18 protein-coding genes are annotated in these 17,602 nt (G+C 43.1%); 16 read left to right on the top strand and 2 right to left on the bottom strand.

Annotated features, from left to right (window positions below; genetic code table 11):
* Nucleotides 1-23: 23 nt before the first annotated feature.
* The 3 genes from OW255_RS18405 (at nucleotide 24) to OW255_RS18395 (ending at nucleotide 2,588) form a co-directional block, all read left to right on the top strand.
* Nucleotides 24-989 carry a linear amide C-N hydrolase gene (locus tag OW255_RS18405; protein ID WP_024834825.1) on the top strand — a complete coding sequence of 322 codons (966 nt, stop codon included), beginning with the start codon at nucleotides 24-26 and terminating at the stop codon, nucleotides 987-989.
* Between the two features lie 326 nt (nucleotides 990-1,315).
* Entirely contained in the window at nucleotides 1,316-1,834 is a 519-nt protein-coding gene (locus tag OW255_RS18400) for a peptidylprolyl isomerase (protein WP_024834826.1), read from the top strand.
* 25 nt (nucleotides 1,835-1,859) lie between these two features.
* A complete protein-coding gene (locus tag OW255_RS18395) occupies nucleotides 1,860-2,588 on the top strand; it encodes a GNAT family N-acetyltransferase (protein ID WP_051464576.1) in 729 nt (242 codons plus the stop codon).
* Here OW255_RS18395 and OW255_RS18390 read toward each other — a convergent pair.
* Nucleotides 2,524-3,225 (bottom strand): hypothetical protein, encoded by a 702-nt coding sequence (locus tag OW255_RS18390; RefSeq protein ID WP_024834828.1) that lies wholly within the window; start codon nucleotides 3,223-3,225, stop codon nucleotides 2,524-2,526. The genes OW255_RS18395 and OW255_RS18390 overlap by 65 nt on opposite strands.
* A gap of 172 nt (nucleotides 3,226-3,397) precedes the next feature.
* Between OW255_RS18390 and OW255_RS18385 the strand changes: the two genes are divergently transcribed.
* The 10 genes from OW255_RS18385 to OW255_RS18340 all read left to right on the top strand — a co-directional run bounded on the left by OW255_RS18385 (nucleotide 3,398) and on the right by OW255_RS18340 (nucleotide 14,495).
* Nucleotides 3,398-4,144, top strand: a complete 747-nt coding sequence (locus tag OW255_RS18385) for a YesL family protein (RefSeq protein ID WP_024834829.1) — start codon at nucleotides 3,398-3,400, stop codon at nucleotides 4,142-4,144.
* A gap of 80 nt (nucleotides 4,145-4,224) precedes the next feature.
* Entirely contained in the window at nucleotides 4,225-4,803 is a 579-nt protein-coding gene (locus OW255_RS18380) for a GTP pyrophosphokinase (RefSeq protein ID WP_024834830.1), read from the top strand.
* 301 nt (nucleotides 4,804-5,104) lie between these two features.
* Nucleotides 5,105-6,010 (top strand): 4-(cytidine 5'-diphospho)-2-C-methyl-D-erythritol kinase, encoded by a 906-nt coding sequence (gene ispE, locus OW255_RS18375; RefSeq protein WP_024834831.1) that lies wholly within the window; start codon nucleotides 5,105-5,107, stop codon nucleotides 6,008-6,010.
* Nucleotides 6,000-6,674 carry a GntR family transcriptional regulator gene (locus tag OW255_RS18370; protein WP_024834832.1) on the top strand — a complete coding sequence of 225 codons (675 nt, stop codon included), beginning with the start codon at nucleotides 6,000-6,002 and terminating at the stop codon, nucleotides 6,672-6,674. The genes ispE and OW255_RS18370 overlap by 11 nt, the downstream gene beginning before the upstream one ends.
* A gap of 16 nt (nucleotides 6,675-6,690) precedes the next feature.
* Complete coding sequence (locus OW255_RS18365) at nucleotides 6,691-6,882, top strand: hypothetical protein (protein WP_024834833.1); 192 nt, start codon at nucleotides 6,691-6,693, stop codon at nucleotides 6,880-6,882.
* Between the two features lie 295 nt (nucleotides 6,883-7,177).
* The gene (locus OW255_RS18360) at nucleotides 7,178-7,798 is read left to right on the top strand and encodes a TetR/AcrR family transcriptional regulator (RefSeq protein ID WP_268114915.1); all 621 of its coding nucleotides are present in this window, start codon (nucleotides 7,178-7,180) and stop codon (nucleotides 7,796-7,798) included.
* A 23-nt stretch (nucleotides 7,799-7,821) separates the two neighbouring features.
* Nucleotides 7,822-8,979, top strand: coding sequence for an efflux RND transporter periplasmic adaptor subunit (locus OW255_RS18355; RefSeq protein ID WP_268114914.1), 1,158 nt, complete (start codon nucleotides 7,822-7,824; stop codon nucleotides 8,977-8,979).
* 12 nt (nucleotides 8,980-8,991) lie between these two features.
* A complete protein-coding gene (locus OW255_RS18350; RefSeq protein WP_268114913.1) occupies nucleotides 8,992-12,021 on the top strand; it encodes an efflux RND transporter permease subunit in 3,030 nt (1,009 codons plus the stop codon).
* Nucleotides 12,022-12,121: 100 nt separating this feature from the next.
* Nucleotides 12,122-13,270, top strand: coding sequence for a TolC family protein (locus tag OW255_RS18345; protein WP_268114912.1), 1,149 nt, complete (start codon nucleotides 12,122-12,124; stop codon nucleotides 13,268-13,270).
* 4 nt (nucleotides 13,271-13,274) lie between these two features.
* The gene (locus OW255_RS18340; RefSeq protein ID WP_268114911.1) at nucleotides 13,275-14,495 is read left to right on the top strand and encodes a TolC family protein; all 1,221 of its coding nucleotides are present in this window, start codon (nucleotides 13,275-13,277) and stop codon (nucleotides 14,493-14,495) included.
* On the opposite strand, the gene spoIIR is transcribed toward OW255_RS18340, so the two are convergent.
* The gene (spoIIR, locus tag OW255_RS18335) at nucleotides 14,473-15,123 is read right to left on the bottom strand and encodes a stage II sporulation protein R (protein WP_268114910.1); all 651 of its coding nucleotides are present in this window, start codon (nucleotides 15,121-15,123) and stop codon (nucleotides 14,473-14,475) included. The two genes, OW255_RS18340 and spoIIR, sit on opposite strands and share 23 nt — an antisense overlap.
* A 96-nt stretch (nucleotides 15,124-15,219) precedes the next feature.
* Between spoIIR and OW255_RS18330 the strand changes: the two genes are divergently transcribed.
* Genes OW255_RS18330 through OW255_RS18320 form a run of 3 tightly spaced genes read left to right on the top strand, consistent with a single transcriptional unit; the run spans nucleotide 15,220 to nucleotide 17,573 of the window.
* On the top strand, nucleotides 15,220-16,284 hold the full coding sequence (locus tag OW255_RS18330) for a D-alanine--D-alanine ligase family protein (protein ID WP_268114909.1): 1,065 nt from the start codon (nucleotides 15,220-15,222) through the stop codon (nucleotides 16,282-16,284).
* A 12-nt stretch (nucleotides 16,285-16,296) separates the two neighbouring features.
* Nucleotides 16,297-17,115: a glutamate racemase gene (murI, locus tag OW255_RS18325; protein WP_268114907.1), complete on the top strand. Its 819-nt coding sequence runs from the start codon at nucleotides 16,297-16,299 to the stop codon at nucleotides 17,113-17,115.
* A gap of 11 nt (nucleotides 17,116-17,126) precedes the next feature.
* Complete coding sequence (locus tag OW255_RS18320; protein WP_024834842.1) at nucleotides 17,127-17,573, top strand: YwiB family protein; 447 nt, start codon at nucleotides 17,127-17,129, stop codon at nucleotides 17,571-17,573.
* Nucleotides 17,574-17,602 lie beyond the last annotated feature (29 nt).

The following is a 17,602-nucleotide window of genomic DNA, read 5'->3' as shown; positions in this document are numbered from 1 at the left end:
TTTGGAAAAGGGGGTAGTTTTCTGTGTGTACTGCATTTTGCCTGCAAACAAAGCAGGGGGAAACATTCTTTGGAAGAAATATGGATTTCTCTTACGACATCGATCCTCATCTATACATCATTCCATCGGGGTATGAATGGAACAACATATTGACAGGAGAAACGTTTCGTGACCGGTACCGCTTCATAGGGATTGGCCAGGAGCTTGACGGTCTGCTGGGATTTTTTGATGGTGTCAATGAAATGGGGCTTGCCATGGGAGCTCTTTACTTTGCCGGCTATGCAAATTACGATGGGGTCCTACAGACAGGCAGAGAGGAAACCGTGGCTTCCTTTGATTTTCTTCACTATGCGCTTGGGAAATGTGCCAATGTGGAAGAGCTGAAAAGGCAGTTAAAACAGGTACGGATTACTGGTGCTGTGGACCCGGTAACAAAGACAGTAGCACCTCTTCACTGGATCGCTGTAGACCGAAGCGGAAACTGCATCGTGATTGAAGTCACATCAAATGGGCTAGAGGTTTATAGAAATACCATAGGTGTTTTGGCAAACAGCCCGGATTTTAGCTGGCATATGACGAATTTAAGAAATTACATGGAGGCAAGTCCCGCCCAGATGGAAGAGACCTATTGGGGAAATACCCGACTGACTCCCTTTGGACAGGCGGGAGGAACCCAGGTGCTTCCAGGCGGCTATACCTCTCCAGCCCGGTTTGCCCGCACAGCCTATTTAAAATCCTTCCTTCCCATACCGGAAAACCGGAACGAAGCGGTTATTTCCTGCTTTCACGTCATGGAGAGTGTCACGATACCAAAAGGAGCAGTCATAAGCAGCCGGGGCCACTATGACTACACCAAGTATACGGCCTTTATAAATACCGCTACCTGCGAATACTTTTTTAAGACCTATGACAATCTTCAGGTGGGAACCGCAGGGCTGTTTGAACAGGCATCCACCCTTCCTGCCCTTATGAATCTGGGCGGAATATAATATATACTTTTAGCGGAACATAACAATTACAATAAAAAACATTGCATGGTCCAGAGGAAGCTGGACCATGCAATGCATTCGGCAAAAATATATTCAAAAAAAGGGAGGAGGGCTGGTATCTCGCTACCAGCCCGTATTATGAAAAAAATCTTCTTAGCAATTTTCTTTACACTGTAATTATATCCAGGAAACATGAAGAAATCATGTTGTTTGTGTAAAAGGTTTTTGAATGAAATTTAAACAAAATATGAACAACTGGACAAACACAAAAGGATTTGATAAAATACAGACATATGTAAGCCTAAGGGCGGGAAAGGAAGTAAAATATGAAAAATCCTGTGATTACAATTACAATGGAAAATGGAGATATAATCAAAGCAGAGCTCTATCCGGAGATCGCACCTAACACAGTTAATAACTTTTTAAGTCTGGTAAAAAAAGGATTTTATGACGGCCTTATTTTTCACAGAGTCATCAATGGTTTTATGATTCAGGGCGGTTGTCCTCAGGGAACAGGAACCGGCGGTCCTGGCTACTCCATTAAGGGTGAATTCAGCCAGAATGGCGTTGCCAATGCATTTAAGCATTCAGAAGGCGTGCTTTCCATGGCAAGAGCCATGCATCCTGATTCCGCAGGCTCCCAGTTCTTTATTATGCACAAGCCAGCTCCTCATTTAGATGGTGCTTACGCTGGATTTGGTAAAGTGATTGAGGGTATGGATATTGTGAACAAGATTGCTGATGTGAAAACAGACTACAACGACCGCCCTATGAGCGAGCAGAAGATCAAGTCCATGACAGCAGAAACCTTCGGCGAAGAATATCCAGAACCAGAAACCGTATAAGGCCATGACTCTGGAACGGGAACTTATGATAGAAGGAACTGAATATAAGATTACCGTGTCTGATGATTCCAAAGCCCTGTGTTCTGCTTATGCAGAAGGCAGGGCTGTTATTGGCTTATGGGACAGAAAAAAGGAGGGGCAGTCTCTTTCTCCTGCTTCCTATCTAGTGGAATCGGTAGAGGACATTGACGATGGATTTTTAGAAAAGGTGGTAAGAAGAAGATTCGGACTTCCCTTGCAGATTAAAAGGACAGACCGGCTGACCATAAGGGAATTCATAGAAGAAGACAGCGTACAGATCCCTCATGAAGCCGATGGAGGAAAGAACGGGGAAATCTTTAGCCATCCCGATTCTTTAAGGGACTATATCCGTTGCCAGTACGGCTTTTATGAATACGGCGTATGGGCTCTCGCAGAGAATGAGACAGGACGGCTGGTGGGAAAGGCTGGAATCTTTCCTATGGAGCTTTCTGGTCTGGAAGAATTGATGCCCTATATAAAAGAAAATGATACCCCGGTGGAGCTGGGATATCACATCTTTACTTCCTTTCGTAAAAAGGGATATGGTTTAGAAGCGTGCAAGGCGATCATCACCTATGCCGGTGAGGAGATATCTCCCAGAATCTATGCAAGAATTCAGGAAGATAATCAGCCTTCTTTAAGGCTTATAAAGTCTCTGGGCTTTACACTTACAGCCCGAACATGTAGCGAATCAGGCCAAGGGCTGTGTCTGTATGAGTGGAATTTACCATAACAGAGAGAATGGGTCCATCAACAAGAAGGCCGGTCTTTTTCTCAAAATCCTCTTTGTCGATTTCAATGCCCACGGCCATCTTCTCTCCGGTTTCCTGAGCGGTTACGAAATAAAGCTTATCCTTTACCTTCTCATACTCCTGCGGGGAGAGAAGCTTTTTTAAGTCCATATAGCCTTCCATCTTACCAAAGTGGTCAATGGAATCCTTCCTTGCAATCATGACGTCCAGCTCCTTGCTGGTAATCATGGCAGAGAGCTTTGCCAGCTCCGCATAGGTAAAGTCGCTCATGGCTGACTCGTCAAAGGAAAGAGACATAGAGTAATTGACTTCGATTTTCGTATCCTCCGGCAGATTGATGTACGAACGAAAGTCTTTGTCAAAATAATCGTCGGGAGAGGTGGTCTGGCTTGTGAGCTGGCTGTTTAAAATCACACAATTTAAGGCTGTTTCAAATCGGTTGTTATAAACTGCAGAGCCAATGGAAAAGATAAGGAATATGGCCACCACCACGCTGATGATCGGGATCTTATAATATTCCCAGATATACCATAGCTTGTCCTTGCCGTTCATATCCTTAAGCTTTCTTCCTTCCTCACGCATGGTGTCCTTAATGGTTTTGTCTTCGTAGGGGGTCATGATGTGCTCCTTTTTCTATCATATTCCAAATTCTTTATTGATTATATCATATTACCGGAGAATTTTTAAAAAATAATTCTAAATTTTCCATGAAATAATTAAGAATGTTTGATTTTTATTGGTAAATCCGCTATAATGACTTTTGACGCTAAAGAGAGAAGGGGAATGACATATGCTATCAGGTTTTTTTAATTATGATAATCCGGTGTGGCGCTTTATTGGCAAATTCGGAGATTTGATACTCTTAAATATTTTATGGCTTATATTCAGTATACCGATTTTCACCATTGGAGCTTCCACCACGGCTGTATATTATGTGACTCTGAAGCTCGCAAGAGATGATGACGGATACACCATTAAATCCTTTTTCAAATCATTTAAGGAAAACTTCAAGCAGGCAACAGCAATCTGGCTGGTGCTTTTGGCCATTGGTGCCATTCTTGGAGTGGATCTGTATTTCTTTGCCAGATTATACACTGGTTCCGGAACCTTAAAAACAGTAATGCTGACCGTATTCCTGGCTATGACCATTGTATACGCTGCAGTATTCATGTACATTTTTCCACTGCAGTCCAGATTCTATAATACCGTAAAGAAAACCTTTTTTAATGCGTTCTTTATGTCATTACGTCATCTGTTCCGTACCATTGGTATGATTGTAATCAACGCAGCTTTGATAGCCACGGGATTTATCTTTGTAGTACCTCCGGTCCTTATGATTTTCATGCTGTTTGGATTTCCGCTTCTTGCATTTATAAATTCATACATTCTGTCTCCGGTTTTTGAGCAGTACATGCCTAAAAAAGAAGAGCATTCCGATGAAATGAGACCACTTTTTATGGATGATGAGGAACCCATCAGCAGCAGTTTAATGGGAAAGGGTGACGAAAATCCCAAAGAAAATTCTGAGGATATGTAATTCATAGTTTGGACACCATATGGACACAAAAAGAGGTTATACTTAATTTCCGTGATAAGGAATTACCAGGGAGGTGGAATATGACCGAGGAAGAGTACCTATGCTTTGTCCAGCCTTATGAGGATGCCCTTAAGAACCTTCGGGTCAGAGTGGATGTACTGAATCAGGATTATAGAAGGAAGTACCAGAATTATCCCATTCATCACATCCAGCACAGAATTAAGCAAAAGGAAAGCATTGAGAATAAACTTAAGACCAATGGACATGAAATCAGTATCGATTCGGCCAGAAACTATCTGACAGACATTGCAGGGCTCCGTGTGATCTGTTTCTTTGTAAGAGATATTTATGGAGTCGTGAATTTGTTAAAAAAACAGAATGATATTGTAATTATAAAAGAGAGCGACTATATTGGGAAACCAAAGGCCAATGGATATAGAAGCTATCACATAGTGTTCGGTGTTCCGGTTTATCATACGGATGGAATGGAATATTATCCGGTTGAGATTCAGCTTCGTACCATGTCCATGGATCTATGGGCCAGTATGGAACACAGGATCTGCTATAAAGGAAATAAGGAAGCCGAGGCAGCAAAAGCATTTCAAGATTATGCCGCTTCATTAATGCGTATGGAAGAGGCAATGGAAGAATTTCTATAATTGAATCAGCATCGAGAGGGACTCCGCAGAATATCTGCCGGAGTCTTTTTATATTAATACCTTGAAAAAATGGTGCGGGGCAGGATATACAATAAACGATTACGAAAGGCTTTCATTATGGTGAAAATGCCAAAACAGATCAAATCAGCCCCTTTGTAACTGAGAATTTTTACCGTGAAAACATCATATGATACGTTAAAAGAATAACGCTTGTACTTTTCCTCATTTGGGTATATACTAAATACTGTATACAAAATAATATAAAAATACAATCTGAAACAAAAGAGAGGGCTGTTTGCCTATGATAAGACATCTGGGATTAAAAGCGTATGGAAAAATTAATCTGGGGCTTGATGTTTTGCGGAGACGGGAAGACGGATACCACGATGTGCGCATGATCATGCAGACCGTGGGCCTTTATGATAAGATCGATATTTACTTAAAAGAAACACCAGGCATTGAAATCGTTACCAACCTGTTTTATTTACCAGTCAATGAGAACAATCTGGTATACAAAGCAGCAAAGCTTTTAATGGACGAGTTTCATGTTACCCACGGGATACGGATCAATTTAAAGAAATTCATACCGGTTTCCGCTGGAATGGCAGGGGGCAGCAGCGACGCAGCTGCCGTATTATTTGGAGTAAATAAGATGTTCCAGCTTGGACTTACCAGGGAAGAGCTTATGGAGCGGGGCGTAAAAATCGGTGCAGATGTTCCTTACTGTGTGCTTCGGGGAACCGCTTTATCGGAAGGAATCGGTGAGATCCTTACTCCTCTTCCGGATATGCCACAATGTCAGGTGCTAATTGCAAAGCCTGCGGTAGGGGTATCCACCAAATTTGTTTACGATAATCTTAATCTGGAAAAGCTTGAAGCTTCGGATCATCCGGATATTGATGGGATTATAGAGGCCATCGAGAATCATAACATCCACCAGGTGTCCCAGCGCCTTGGAAATATTCTTGAAACGGTTACCATTAAGGAATATCCGGTCATCGCACAGATTAAGGAAAAAATAAAGGAGCTTGGAGCTGTAAACGCATTGATGAGCGGAAGCGGTCCTACGGTGTTCGGCATTTTTACAAGCCCCAGGGCAGCGGAAAACGCATATGAAGAGCTGCGTTATGGAAAGAGCAAGAACCTGGCAAAACAGGTTTATTTAACGAATTTTTATAATACCAAGGAGGTTACCAATGGGCAATGATTTAAAGGTCAATATGAATGAGTATCTGCCCCTTCGTGATGTTGTGTTCAACACACTGCGGCAGGCAATTTTAAAAGGGGAGCTGGCACCAGGAGAGCGTCTGATGGAGATTCAGCTTGCAGAGCGCCTTGGAGTCAGCCGTACTCCCATACGGGAAGCCATCCGAAAGCTTGAGCTGGAAGGGCTCGTACTCATGATCCCCAGAAAGGGAGCTGAAGTAGCAAAGATCTCTGAGAAAAGCTTAAGGGATGTATTAGAGGTACGAAGATCCTTAGAAGAGCTTGCCATTGAGCTTGCTTGCCAGAGAATGCTGCCGGATGCTGTCGAAGAGCTGGAGCAGAGACAGGAAGAATTTAAACATGCTGTGTTAAACGGAAATCCCATGGAGATTGCAGAAACAGATGAGGCATATCATGATGTCATTTATAAAGGCACCTGCAATGACAGACTGATTCAGATGATCAACAATCTAAGAGAGCAGATGTACCGCTACCGTTTGGAATACATTAAGGATGAAGATAAGCGCCAGATTCTGTTGCTGGAGCATGATCATATATTGGAAGCTGTAAGAAGACGCAAAGTGGAAGAAGCAAAGGAAGCGATGCGGGAACATATTGACAATCAGGAAATTACAGTCTCTAAAAATATCAAGGAACAGGAATAAGGAAGGGAGCGCTTTTATGACATTTAAGGAAAAATATCTGGCAGGTGAGATTGAGTTTGAAGCCATTGACGATTATGTGGATGAATGGAACAATGGCAGCTCACCTGAAACCCTTGCCCGCTTTCTTGGTCTGAATGAAGAGGAAGAGGATGTGTGGATCGAGGACAGCGATGAAGCATTAAAGGAACTTTTGGACAAGGAAAAGTAAAGGATTGAGAAAATTTATTAAATAAATATAACCTTTCTTGACAAGGTGACAACGTGTCATTATAATAAGTGGCAGGTTGTCACCTTTTTGTTTCATAGGAAACATGTCCTGTGGTACAAAAGCCCTTACGGGCTGGAAGCACATGCTGCGCTTAAGAAAGATTATCACTGATGTGACGAAGCATCAGCGTAAGAGTCTGGCGTGCCAGACTCTTTTTTTGCAAGAAGAGTCTGCTTTGCAAATTAGACTCATTGTTTTGCGTAAATATAGATGAGGGAAAAAGTGAGGTGAAGAAATGCCTACGGAACGATTTTATAACCTTCCGAAGGAAAAAAAGGAAATCATAAAGCAAGCGGCCATGGCTGAATTTGTCCGGGTGCCGTTTGAAAAAGCTTCTATTAATAAGATCATTAAAGAAGCTGGCATATCAAGGGGAAGCTTTTATACATATTTTGAAGATAAGCATGATATATTGGCTTACATATTTGAGGATGCTGCTGAGAACTTTCAGTGCGCCTGGGAGAGAAGTGCGAAAAAGAACCATGGAGATCTTTGGAAGACCATGGAATCACTTCTTGATGGAAATGTTTTTGATTCACAGGAGACTATCCTGCAGTTAGTTAAGAATATCGTAGATAGTGTTCAGATGTATGGAGTGACCAATCATTTATCCCGGGATATGTCACCAGGTCAATTTACCATGCTTATGGTCATGTATGAATCCATTGACAAATCTGATTTTAAAGATCAGAGTATAGAGACCTTTGGTATGCTGATATCCATGATATTTTACGAAATGGCCAGAGGCCTGGAATGGTTTTATGTACATCCGGAAGATAAAGAGAAAATTAAGGAAGTTTTCCGGGAAAAATTAGATATTTTACAATATGGAATTCGTAAACAGAATTTAAAATGATTATGAAACAGAAGGAGTGAATTATGACAAAGAAGAAGATGATTACAATCGCCGTAGCCGTAATCGCAGTCGTTGCGGTGGCAGGTCTGTTGATTCCAAGAATTCTGGGGGGGAATAAGGATGAAATCGTAGCAGAAGTTCCCCCTGCCGTTTCTGTGGTAAAACCGGAAAACAGAAGCATTCAGTTAAGCAGCGAACTGATAGGTACCATCGAACCGGATAGTATTGTTTATGTTACACCTCTTGGAAATGGTGAGATCACCAATGTAGGCGTACAGACTGGAGATATGGTAACGGCCGGCCAGCTCCTTTGCGTCATTGATACAAAGCAGGTAGAAAGCTCTAAGATCACTGCGGAGACCGCAAGAGTCAGCTATGAGGATGCCAAGAAGAATTTAGACAGAATGACCGTACTTTATCAGGCGGGAGATGTTGCTGAGGCAGATTATCAATCACTGGTAGATAAAGTACAGCTTGCAAAGCTACAATATGATAACGCTAAGATTGGTTATAACATTCAGCTGGAAAGCAGCCAGGTGACAGCACCTATTTCTGGAAAGGTGGAGAGCTTTAATGTAAAGGCACATGATATGGTTGCTCCAAGCACAGTTCTTTGTGTTATTTCAGGGGAAGGCGGCAAAGCGGTTAACTTTTATGTTCCAGAGCGAATTGTAAATGGTCTTAAGACCGGTGATACCATTAAGGTGGAAAAGAACGGAACTGACCGCGCAGCAACCATCACTGAGGTCAGCACCATGATCGACCAGGCAAGCGGATTATTTAAAGTAAAGGCATCCATACCAGATGGCAACACTCTGGCAACCGGTACCTCCGTTAAGCTCTATGTTGTGTCTCAGAAGGCAGACAATGTTCTGACCGTACCCGTCGACAGTGTTTACTACGAAGGCGGAAACCCATTTATTTATACATATGCAGATGGAAAACTGAAAAAGAATGCAGTAACCGTAGGTTTGGCCGATGACAGCTTTATGGAGGTCAAAGAGGGAATAACCACGGATGATCAGGTGGTTGCTACCTGGACCAGTGAATTATACGACGGTTCTGAAGTAACACTTTCAGATGGAAGCAGCAAGGAAAATCAGACAACAGAAGAAACCGCATCTGAAAGCAAAACTGAGACAGAGGGAACCGCATTAGAAACTTCTGGATCAGCACAGTAAGGGGGCGGAGATATGGGAATAACGAAACTTGCGCTAAAGCGCCCCGTCACCACCGTCTTAGTGGTAATAAGCCTTCTTGTATTCGGCTTATCCTCTGTGTTCTCTTCAAAGCTTGAACTGTTTCCAGAGATGAATTACCCCATCCTTACGGTCAGTACCGTTTATCAGGGGGCCAGCCCTGAGGATGTAAACGATTTAATTTCCAAGCCCATAGAAAATGAAGTAGGTACTCTATCGGGTATTAAAAATGTTCAGTCCACTTCCAAAGAGAATGTATCCATCATCATGCTGCAGTACGAGTACGGCACCAACATGGATAAGGCATACTCTGACTTAAAAAAGAAGATGGATAACATAAAGCTTCCTGATGATGTAAAGGCTCCTACCATTATGGAGATTGATATCAGCGCTATGCCGGTTATGACTCTGGCGGTCAATGATACCACACAGGATAATCTTTATAACTTTGTTAAAAGCGACATTGTTCCGGAATTTGAAAAGATTTCTTCCATCGCAAGCATTGATACCAATGGTGGACGGGAAGGTTATATCAAGGTCCGTTTAAATCCGGAAAAGCTAAACCAGTATCACTTAAGCATGAATGCCATAGTCCAGTCCATTCAAGCGGCTGACTTCACTTATCCGGCAGGCACCACAGGAGTCGGAAGCAGAAATCTGGCAGTTAGTACATCTGTGGATGTAAATACAGCAGAAGAGCTTAAGAAAGTCCCGGTGGTAGCTGGAAATGGTAAGACCATTTATTTAGAAGATGTTGCAGAAATCGGCGATACGGTAAAGAAACAGGATGCCATCGGCCGGTATAATGGCAAAGATACCATCACCTTATCTGTGAACAAACAGCAAAAGAGCAGTGCCATTGATGTTTCCAAACAGGTAGAAAAGACCATTGAAACCTTAAAAGCAGATCATAAGAATCTGGACATCGTGGTCATTGACGACACCAGCAATCAGATCAAAGCTTCTTTATACAGCGTATTAGAGACTATGATCCTGGCCGTTATTATTTCCATGGTCATCATCTATCTCTTCTTTGGAGATATCAAGGCTTCCCTGATTGTCGGAAGCTCCATACCGGTTTCCATATTGGTTGCCCTCATCTTAATGTCAGCCATGGGATTTTCCATGAACTTAATTACCATGAGTGCCATCGTTCTAGGTGTAGGTATGATGGTAGACGATTCCATTGTAGTACTGGAGAGCTGCTTTAGATCTCATAAAGAAGATGATTATGAAGGGTCCGCGGTGGAGGGTACCAAGCTGGTACTCCAGTCCATTTTAGGCGGTACCATTACAAAGTGCGTTGTATTCATTCCTCTTGTGTTCCTTGCTGGTCTGACAGGTCAGATCTTTAAGCCACTTGGTTATACCATCGTATTTTGTATGATGGCTTCTCTGCTTTCAGCGATGACCATTGTTCCGCTTTGCTATACCAAATACCGTCCAGTGGAAAAACACAACTCTCCATTAGGTGGTATTATAAAATCCCTGCAACACGGTTACCGTAACTTAATTGGAAGGCTTCTTAACAGGAAAGCAATGGTTCTCATAGTATCCGTGCTCCTTTTAGTCGCTTCCTTCATGCTGGCAGGAAAGATTGGCTTTGAGCTGATGCCTGAGGTGGATCAGGGTACTATTTCCATTACAACAAAAGTGAAGCCAGGTCTTAAGATAGAAGAGGTAGATAAGATTCTTCAAAAGGTAGAGACCATTGTAAGTCAGGAAGAAGACTTAAAATCATATACCTTGACTTATGGCGGATCAGCCATCAGTTTAGACAGTACCTCAGATGCAACCCTGACCGCTTACTTGAAATCTGACAGAAAGCTAAGCACCAACCAGATCATTAATAAATGGAAGAAAGAGATGGGTCAGCTTCCTGACTGTAACGTTTCTCTTAAATCAACTTCCAGCATGGAGTCTGGCGGTTCGAAAAATGACTATGAAGTTATCTTAAAGGGCGCCCAGCTTGAACGTCTGAAAAGCACAGCCGATCAGATGGTATCCGAGCTTACGGCTCGCCCAGAGCTTATTAAGGTCCATTCTGATCTTGAAAATGCCGCTCCAGTTATTAAAATCAAGGTAGACCCCATTAAGGCTGCTGCCGAGGGGATCGCACCAGTGACTACAGGCGGTATGCTTAACAGTATGTTAAGCGGAGTGGAAGCCACCAACTTTGACCGGGATGGTCAGGAAATATCCGTTAAAGTAGAATATCCGGAAGATTCCTATGATACCCTTGATAAAGTGGAGGGAATCATGGTGCCCAATGGAACGGGCGGTTCTGTGGCTCTCACAGACATTGCTTCTGTTGGATACGAAGACAGCCCTGCTACCATTACAAGAAAGAATAAACAGTATCAGGTTACTATAACTGGTTCCTTTACGGATAAGGTTAAGACAGAAAAAGACAAACAAAATGCCACCAAGGAAATTGATGATCAGGTGGTTAATAAATATCTATCTGATACCATTACCAGAGGTCAGAACAGCGAGGCAGAATCCATGTCCGAAGAGTTCGGAGGACTGTTCCTTGCCATCGCAACCGCTATTTTCCTGGTATTCGTGGTATTGGCAGCCCAGTTTGAATCACCAATATTCTCTCTCATGGTTATGGCGACCATTCCATTCAGCTTTATCGGTGCCTTTGGGCTCATGCTCATAACCAATGTAAGTATCAGTATGACCTCGCTTCTTGGTTTCCTGGTGCTCATCGGTACGGTTCTTAACTCCGGTATCCTTTACGTGGATTGTGCCAACCAGTATAATGAAACCATGGATACCAGAAGTGCTGTTATTGAGGCAGGATTTACACGACTCCGCCCCATTCTTATGACAGCGTTAATCGCCATTTTATCTCTGATTCCTCTTGCAAGAGGCGGAGAGAATGGAGAGATGATGCAGGGGCTTGCCCTTGTTAACATCGGAGGACTTGCGTCTTCCACCCTTTTATCCCTTCTGGTGCTCCCAGTGCTCTATTCCATTTTGAGACGGAAGAAAAAGGATGAAACAGCTTCTTCATAAATAACACGTCCCTGCCTCATTACCAGTTATGGAAGAATGTGGTTTGCAGGCAGGGATACAACTGTGATATGATAGAATTACCAAATAAGGAGGATTAAGGATGAGAAAATGGAAACTGATAAGTGCATGCTGTCTTTCGGCAGTGCTTGCCTTTTCCGGACCGGCAGCCACTGCCTGGGCCGGCAGCCCGGAGTTTGCAAGAACTCCTGAGGAATGGGCAAAACTGAGGGACAATGTGATGGAATACGATGAGCTGGCAGGCCTGATCCGTGAATATAATGTTACTGTTCAGAAAAATCAGCTTACTATTAATGATAAGAAAAAAGATGACAAAGTCACCCGTGATGAGTATGCTCAGGCTTACCGTGATGCAGCCTTTGATGCGAGAAGCAATATCACAGGCGATGATGCAGTAGCAGATGCTCAGGCCCAGGTTACAGCAGCTCAGGCCGATGAAACTGCCGATAAAATGACGGAAGATTTAACAGTCGACCAGCTCACCTTTGATCAGCAGGAAGCCAATCTTGTTGCTTCTGCACAGTCCTCAATGATATCATATTTTCAACAGAAATTAGAACTGGAGTCAGCAAAGGACAGCTTAGAATATATGGAGGCCCAATATCAGTCAGCCCTTGTAAAACAGGGCGCAGGAATGGCTACGTTATCGGATGTTCTTGGTGCAAAGGAGAGCGTTCAGAGCACCCAGGCAACCGTTGAGAAGCTTAGTGGTAGTCTTGAAGAGACGAGACAAAAACTTCTTGTCATGCTGGGCTGGAAATATAATGATACTCCTGAGATAAAGGATATACCGGCTGTTAATTTTGACCACATTGCATCTATGAATCCCGAGACGGATAAGGATGCAGCGCTGGAAAATAATTATACCTTTAAGATTAATAAGAGAAAGCTGTCGAATGCTGTGGCAGAAATAACGAAAGAGACGTTAAAACGGACTGTCTCCAGCAATGAGGAGAATATTAAATCAGAAGTTGTAAAGAATTATCAATCCGTACAGCAGGCCAAGGCAGCCTATGATCAGGCAGCAGCAGAATTTGAACTGGAAAGTAAGAACATGGAAACAGCGGAACATAAGCAGCAGGTAGGTACCTTAAGCAGGCTTGATTATATGAAGCAGAAGAATGCATTCAATACGAAGAATGTCTCTCTAAAGAAAGCCCAGCTTGCACTGTTCCAGGCAGTCCAGACCTATGATAATGCAATCAAGGGGCTGGCTTCGGCAGGAGGCTGATACAATGAGAAATAATAAAGTTTGGCCAATTTGTCTGGCCGCACTGCTTACTGCTTCATCGGTTCTTCCAGCCTATGGTGCTGTTGGACCTGGTCAGGCAGAGAAACCGATTCCAGAAGGGATAACTGCAGAGCAGTGGAATGGGTTAAATGATAATACCATTGAATTTGAAGAACTCTCTAATCTGGTAAGATATTATAATCCTGATTTGCAGAATCTGGTGAACTCAATCAATGCTAATGTGGAAAATCTTGAGTATGTTTATGGTGAGCTGACAGGGATAGAGATGAAGGATAACATAAAGAATCTTGAAGATCAAGCCAAAGCACTAAAGCCGACTGGAGTGACCGATGAAAATGGAATCCCTATGTATCAGATTCTGGAGGGGACGGTAAAGGGAATCAAGTCCAATACGGAAAAGATGCAAAGGACCATTAAAAAGCTCAAACAGCCTAATTCAGCCATCAATTCTGGAATTACCGAGGCCTCAAGGAAATATGAGTATTATGCTGACCAGATCATGATAGGATACAACAGTGCGGTCGCAAACCAGGCACTGCTTCAAAAGGCAACGGAACTAAGTAATTCTGCTTATGAGGCACAGCAATTAGGTCTTACAATCGGAACAGCAACACAAACGGATGTGCTGTCCGCGAAAAAGGAACTGCTTTCCGCCCAATCCTCTCTGCTAAGCCTGAATCATACGGTTGATGGCCTTCGTCGTTCCCTGGGTCTGATGACCGGTTACTCCGCAGATGCATCTCCTGAGATTGGAGGTCTTCCGGAACTGGATATGCAGCAAATCACTGCTATTGATCTGGAAGCCGATACAGCAAAGGCCATTGGTAATAATTATGAACTTATCAAAACCCGCAGGACCAATTCCAATAAGACCACCGTTGGTATCGCACAAAAGCAGGCAGATGTATCAGAAGGAGAGCAAAATGTGGCAGTCACCATGCAGTCCTTCTATCAAAATCTAAAGCAGGCCAAAACAGCCTATGAAGCAGCTCTCACTTCCTTTGAGAAGGCAGGCCTTGATAAAGGGAAAGCCGAGCGCTCCTTCCAGATGGGTATGCTGAGTAAAATTACATACCTTCAGACCCAGATGGGTTATTTGCAGACAGAGGGCGCGAAAGAAAGCGCATACTCGGAACTTTATCAGGCATACACCACATATCAGTGGGCAGTAAAAGGAGTTATTATTGATTCTGGGAATCAGTAGGTTCTTCCTTATCTAACAAAAGTTCAGCAAGCTTTAACTTCACATGTATTTTCGTATTATCCTTGTTTAATTTTAAATAATCCGATGGATCTAAGGATTCTCTTAGAATCTCTTTGGAGGTATCGGGAACAACCGCATAGGACGAATCCACAAAACAGAGCGGAGGATAAAGGACACACCACCAGTTGCGTCCTTTGCCTTCGCCTATTTTTACCCTGACCGCTTCATAGTTTCCGCATGGGAATACCATATCGCCGTAGGTCTTGGTAGGAAAATAAGTTGTGGCCAGTTCCATATGTGCGGGATAATCATATCCCAGAGTCTTCATGTACGTTTCTGCTTTTTTCTCCAGTCGGTCCTTATGGGATCTGACGTATTTTTTTGTTTCTTCTAAAGATGCATTTTCTCCCATTTCCTCATATATTGTGTTTAAGAGCATGGTGCGAACCTTCAATTTTAAATTCTGATCTTCCGTACTGTCACTGTTTGCCAGGACGTGAAACCTTAAAATTTCAGGTGCGATCCGGGCGGCCATGGCTTCCTCTGCGTTTCTTTCCTCTGACATGGAAAATAAAAGTGCAAGCAATAAGCATGTAATACATAAGAATAAATCACGTTTCTGTTTCATTGGGCTTCTCCTTTTTTATGGAATCTATTTGTAATTGTAACCATATGTGCTATAATATAAACGCTGTAAAATCAAGAAATTGGTAAGGAGATTAAAATGGGCAAAAAAAATGCGGTTGTACTGTTTGGCGGCCAGTCCTCAGAGCATGTAGTTTCCTGCATGTCGGTCATCAATGTTATTAACCATATCAATAGAGAAATATACGATCTTCTTCTGATCGGAATCACAGAAGAGGGTCACTGGATCAAAACAGATTCTGTAGAAGCCATTCAGGACGGATCATGGAAAAACGGCAGTGTATCTGCAGTGTTATCTCCGGATGCTACCATGAAGAGCGTGATTTTATTAGATGGAGCAAAAACAGAGCTTGTAAGGGCAGATGTGGTATTTCCTGTGCTCCATGGCCTGTATGGAGAGGACGGGACCATTCAGGGTCTGTTAGAGCTTTCCGGTATCCCCTACGTTGGCTGTGGCGTTTTATCCTCCGCTGTGTCCATGGATAAATTATATACGAAGATCATTGTCAAGGATTTAGGCGTCAGACAGGCGGATTACATAGCAGTGATGCGTCATGAATTACATGATTTAGACCCGATTGTAAAAAAGGTGGAAGATAAATTTACCTATCCCGTATTCGTAAAGCCATCCAATGCAGGCTCCTCCAAGGGTGTAAGTCGTGCAGAAGATGGAAAAGAATTAAAAGAAGCCCTCATCTTGGCAGGAGAGCATGACCGCAAGATTCTGGTAGAAGAGATGATTGTGGGCCGTGAGATCGAATGTGCAGTCTTTGGCGGAGGCAACACTCCGGTAGAGGCCTCCGGAGTTGGCGAAATCGTTGCAGCTGCTGAGTTTTATGATTTTGATGCCAAATATTATAATTCCGAATCAAAAACAGTCGTAGACCCAACACTCCCGGAAGGAGCAGCGGAAACAGTCAGAAGCGCAGCAAAGGCCATCTTCCAGGCAGTAGACGGCTACGGCCTGGCAAGAGTGGATTTCTTTGTAAAAGAAGATGGAACCGTGGTATTTAATGAGATCAATACCATGCCTGGCTTTACTGCCATCAGCATGTATCCGATGCTGTGGGAGCATGCAGGTATTACAAAGGAAGAACTGGTGAACCGCTTACTAAAGCATGCAGCGGACCGCTCCCAGTCCTAAAGGAGAGGTATCATGGCAGATAGAAATTCACCCATTGGAGTCTTTGACTCCGGGGTAGGCGGACTTACAGTGGTTCGGGAAATTATGAGGCAGATGCCAGAGGAACGGCTGGTGTATTTTGGTGATACGGCAAGAGTTCCTTATGGAACCAAATCAAAAGATACCATCGTCCGCTACACGAGACAAAACATACGATTCTTAATGACTCAGGACGTAAAGGCCATTGTCATTGCATGCAACACTGCCACAGCCTTCGCTCTTGAGACCGTGGAAAAGGAACTTGATATTCCTGTGATCGGAGTGATCCATGCAGGTGCAAAGACAGCAGTGGAAGCCACCAGAAATGGAAAGATCGGTATCATAGGAACAGAAGGTACCATACAAAGCGGAGTCTATACCAAGGTGATGGAAGAGATGAAAGGCGGCCTTGAGGTAATTGGAAAGCCATGCCCCTTATTTGTTCCCCTGGTAGAAGAAGGGCTCCTTCATGATTCGGTAACCGATGAAATCGCTTCCAGGTATTTATCTGAATTAAAAGGGAAGTTTATTGATACACTGGTACTGGGCTGCACTCATTATCCTTTGCTTCGCTCCACCGTAGGCCGGGTAATGGGACCTGAGGTCACGCTGGTGAATCCGGCTTATGAAACCGCACTGGAATTAAAGCAGGTTTTAAGCGAGAGCCAGCTCTTAAACGAGGAAAATGAATCCTCCCAGGACAAATACCGGTTTTATGTCAGCGATCTGGCAGAGAAGTTTACTAATTTTGCTTCCTCCATTCTTCCTGACCAGGTAAAACAGACGAAGAAGATCAATATTGAAGAGTTCTAAAGGAGTTTACTATGACTAGAGATGTCCTTATCAGCATCAGCGGGATACAAATTGCAGAGGAAGACAATAATACGGTTGAGATGATTACTTCTGGAGATTATTTTCTTAAAAATGGAAACCATTACGTTTTATACGATGAGATACAGGAAGGCTTTGAAGGAGTCATTAAAAACACCATAAAAGTCAGTCCATCAGGCCTTGATATTATAAAACGGGGCAGCTCCAGTGTTCATATGACATTTGAAAAAAATAAGAAGAATATTGCATGCTACGCAACTCCTTATGGCGAACTCATGATTGGGATAAGCACTAACGACATCCAGGTCATAGAAGAGGAAGACCGGTTAAGAGTTCATGTAGCTTATTCACTGGATATTAATTATCAGCACATTTCAGAATGCGACATTGATCTTGATATTCATTCCAAAGCCACTGCTGACATACGCTTATTAAATTAGAAGAAACACATAAAAAAAGATAGGCCCGG

It is taken from the genome of Lacrimispora xylanolytica (assembly GCF_026723765.1).
Lineage (GTDB): Bacteria > Bacillota > Clostridia > Lachnospirales > Lachnospiraceae > Lacrimispora > Lacrimispora xylanolytica.
The sequence above is the reverse complement of the archived record's forward strand: the minus strand, read 5'-3'. Positions and strand labels throughout refer to the sequence as shown.

Coding starts and splice junctions, on each gene's coding strand:
- OW255_RS18400 (WP_024834826.1), top strand. CDS start 1,316: ATGAAAAATCCTGTGATTACAATTACAATGGAAAATGGAGATATAATC.
- OW255_RS18395 (WP_051464576.1), top strand. CDS start 1,860: ATGATAGAAGGAACTGAATATAAGATTACCGTGTCTGATGATTCCAAA.
- OW255_RS18390 (WP_024834828.1), bottom strand. CDS start 3,225: ATGACCCCCTACGAAGACAAAACCATTAAGGACACCATGCGTGAGGAA.
- OW255_RS18385 (WP_024834829.1), top strand. CDS start 3,398: ATGCTATCAGGTTTTTTTAATTATGATAATCCGGTGTGGCGCTTTATT.
- OW255_RS18380 (WP_024834830.1), top strand. CDS start 4,225: ATGACCGAGGAAGAGTACCTATGCTTTGTCCAGCCTTATGAGGATGCC.
- ispE (WP_024834831.1), top strand. CDS start 5,105: ATGATAAGACATCTGGGATTAAAAGCGTATGGAAAAATTAATCTGGGG.
- OW255_RS18370 (WP_024834832.1), top strand. CDS start 6,000: ATGGGCAATGATTTAAAGGTCAATATGAATGAGTATCTGCCCCTTCGT.
- OW255_RS18365 (WP_024834833.1), top strand. CDS start 6,691: ATGACATTTAAGGAAAAATATCTGGCAGGTGAGATTGAGTTTGAAGCC.
- OW255_RS18360 (WP_268114915.1), top strand. CDS start 7,178: ATGCCTACGGAACGATTTTATAACCTTCCGAAGGAAAAAAAGGAAATC.
- OW255_RS18355 (WP_268114914.1), top strand. CDS start 7,822: ATGACAAAGAAGAAGATGATTACAATCGCCGTAGCCGTAATCGCAGTC.
- OW255_RS18350 (WP_268114913.1), top strand. CDS start 8,992: ATGGGAATAACGAAACTTGCGCTAAAGCGCCCCGTCACCACCGTCTTA.
- OW255_RS18345 (WP_268114912.1), top strand. CDS start 12,122: ATGAGAAAATGGAAACTGATAAGTGCATGCTGTCTTTCGGCAGTGCTT.
- OW255_RS18340 (WP_268114911.1), top strand. CDS start 13,275: ATGAGAAATAATAAAGTTTGGCCAATTTGTCTGGCCGCACTGCTTACT.
- spoIIR (WP_268114910.1), bottom strand. CDS start 15,123: ATGAAACAGAAACGTGATTTATTCTTATGTATTACATGCTTATTGCTT.
- OW255_RS18330 (WP_268114909.1), top strand. CDS start 15,220: ATGGGCAAAAAAAATGCGGTTGTACTGTTTGGCGGCCAGTCCTCAGAG.
- murI (WP_268114907.1), top strand. CDS start 16,297: ATGGCAGATAGAAATTCACCCATTGGAGTCTTTGACTCCGGGGTAGGC.
- OW255_RS18320 (WP_024834842.1), top strand. CDS start 17,127: ATGACTAGAGATGTCCTTATCAGCATCAGCGGGATACAAATTGCAGAG.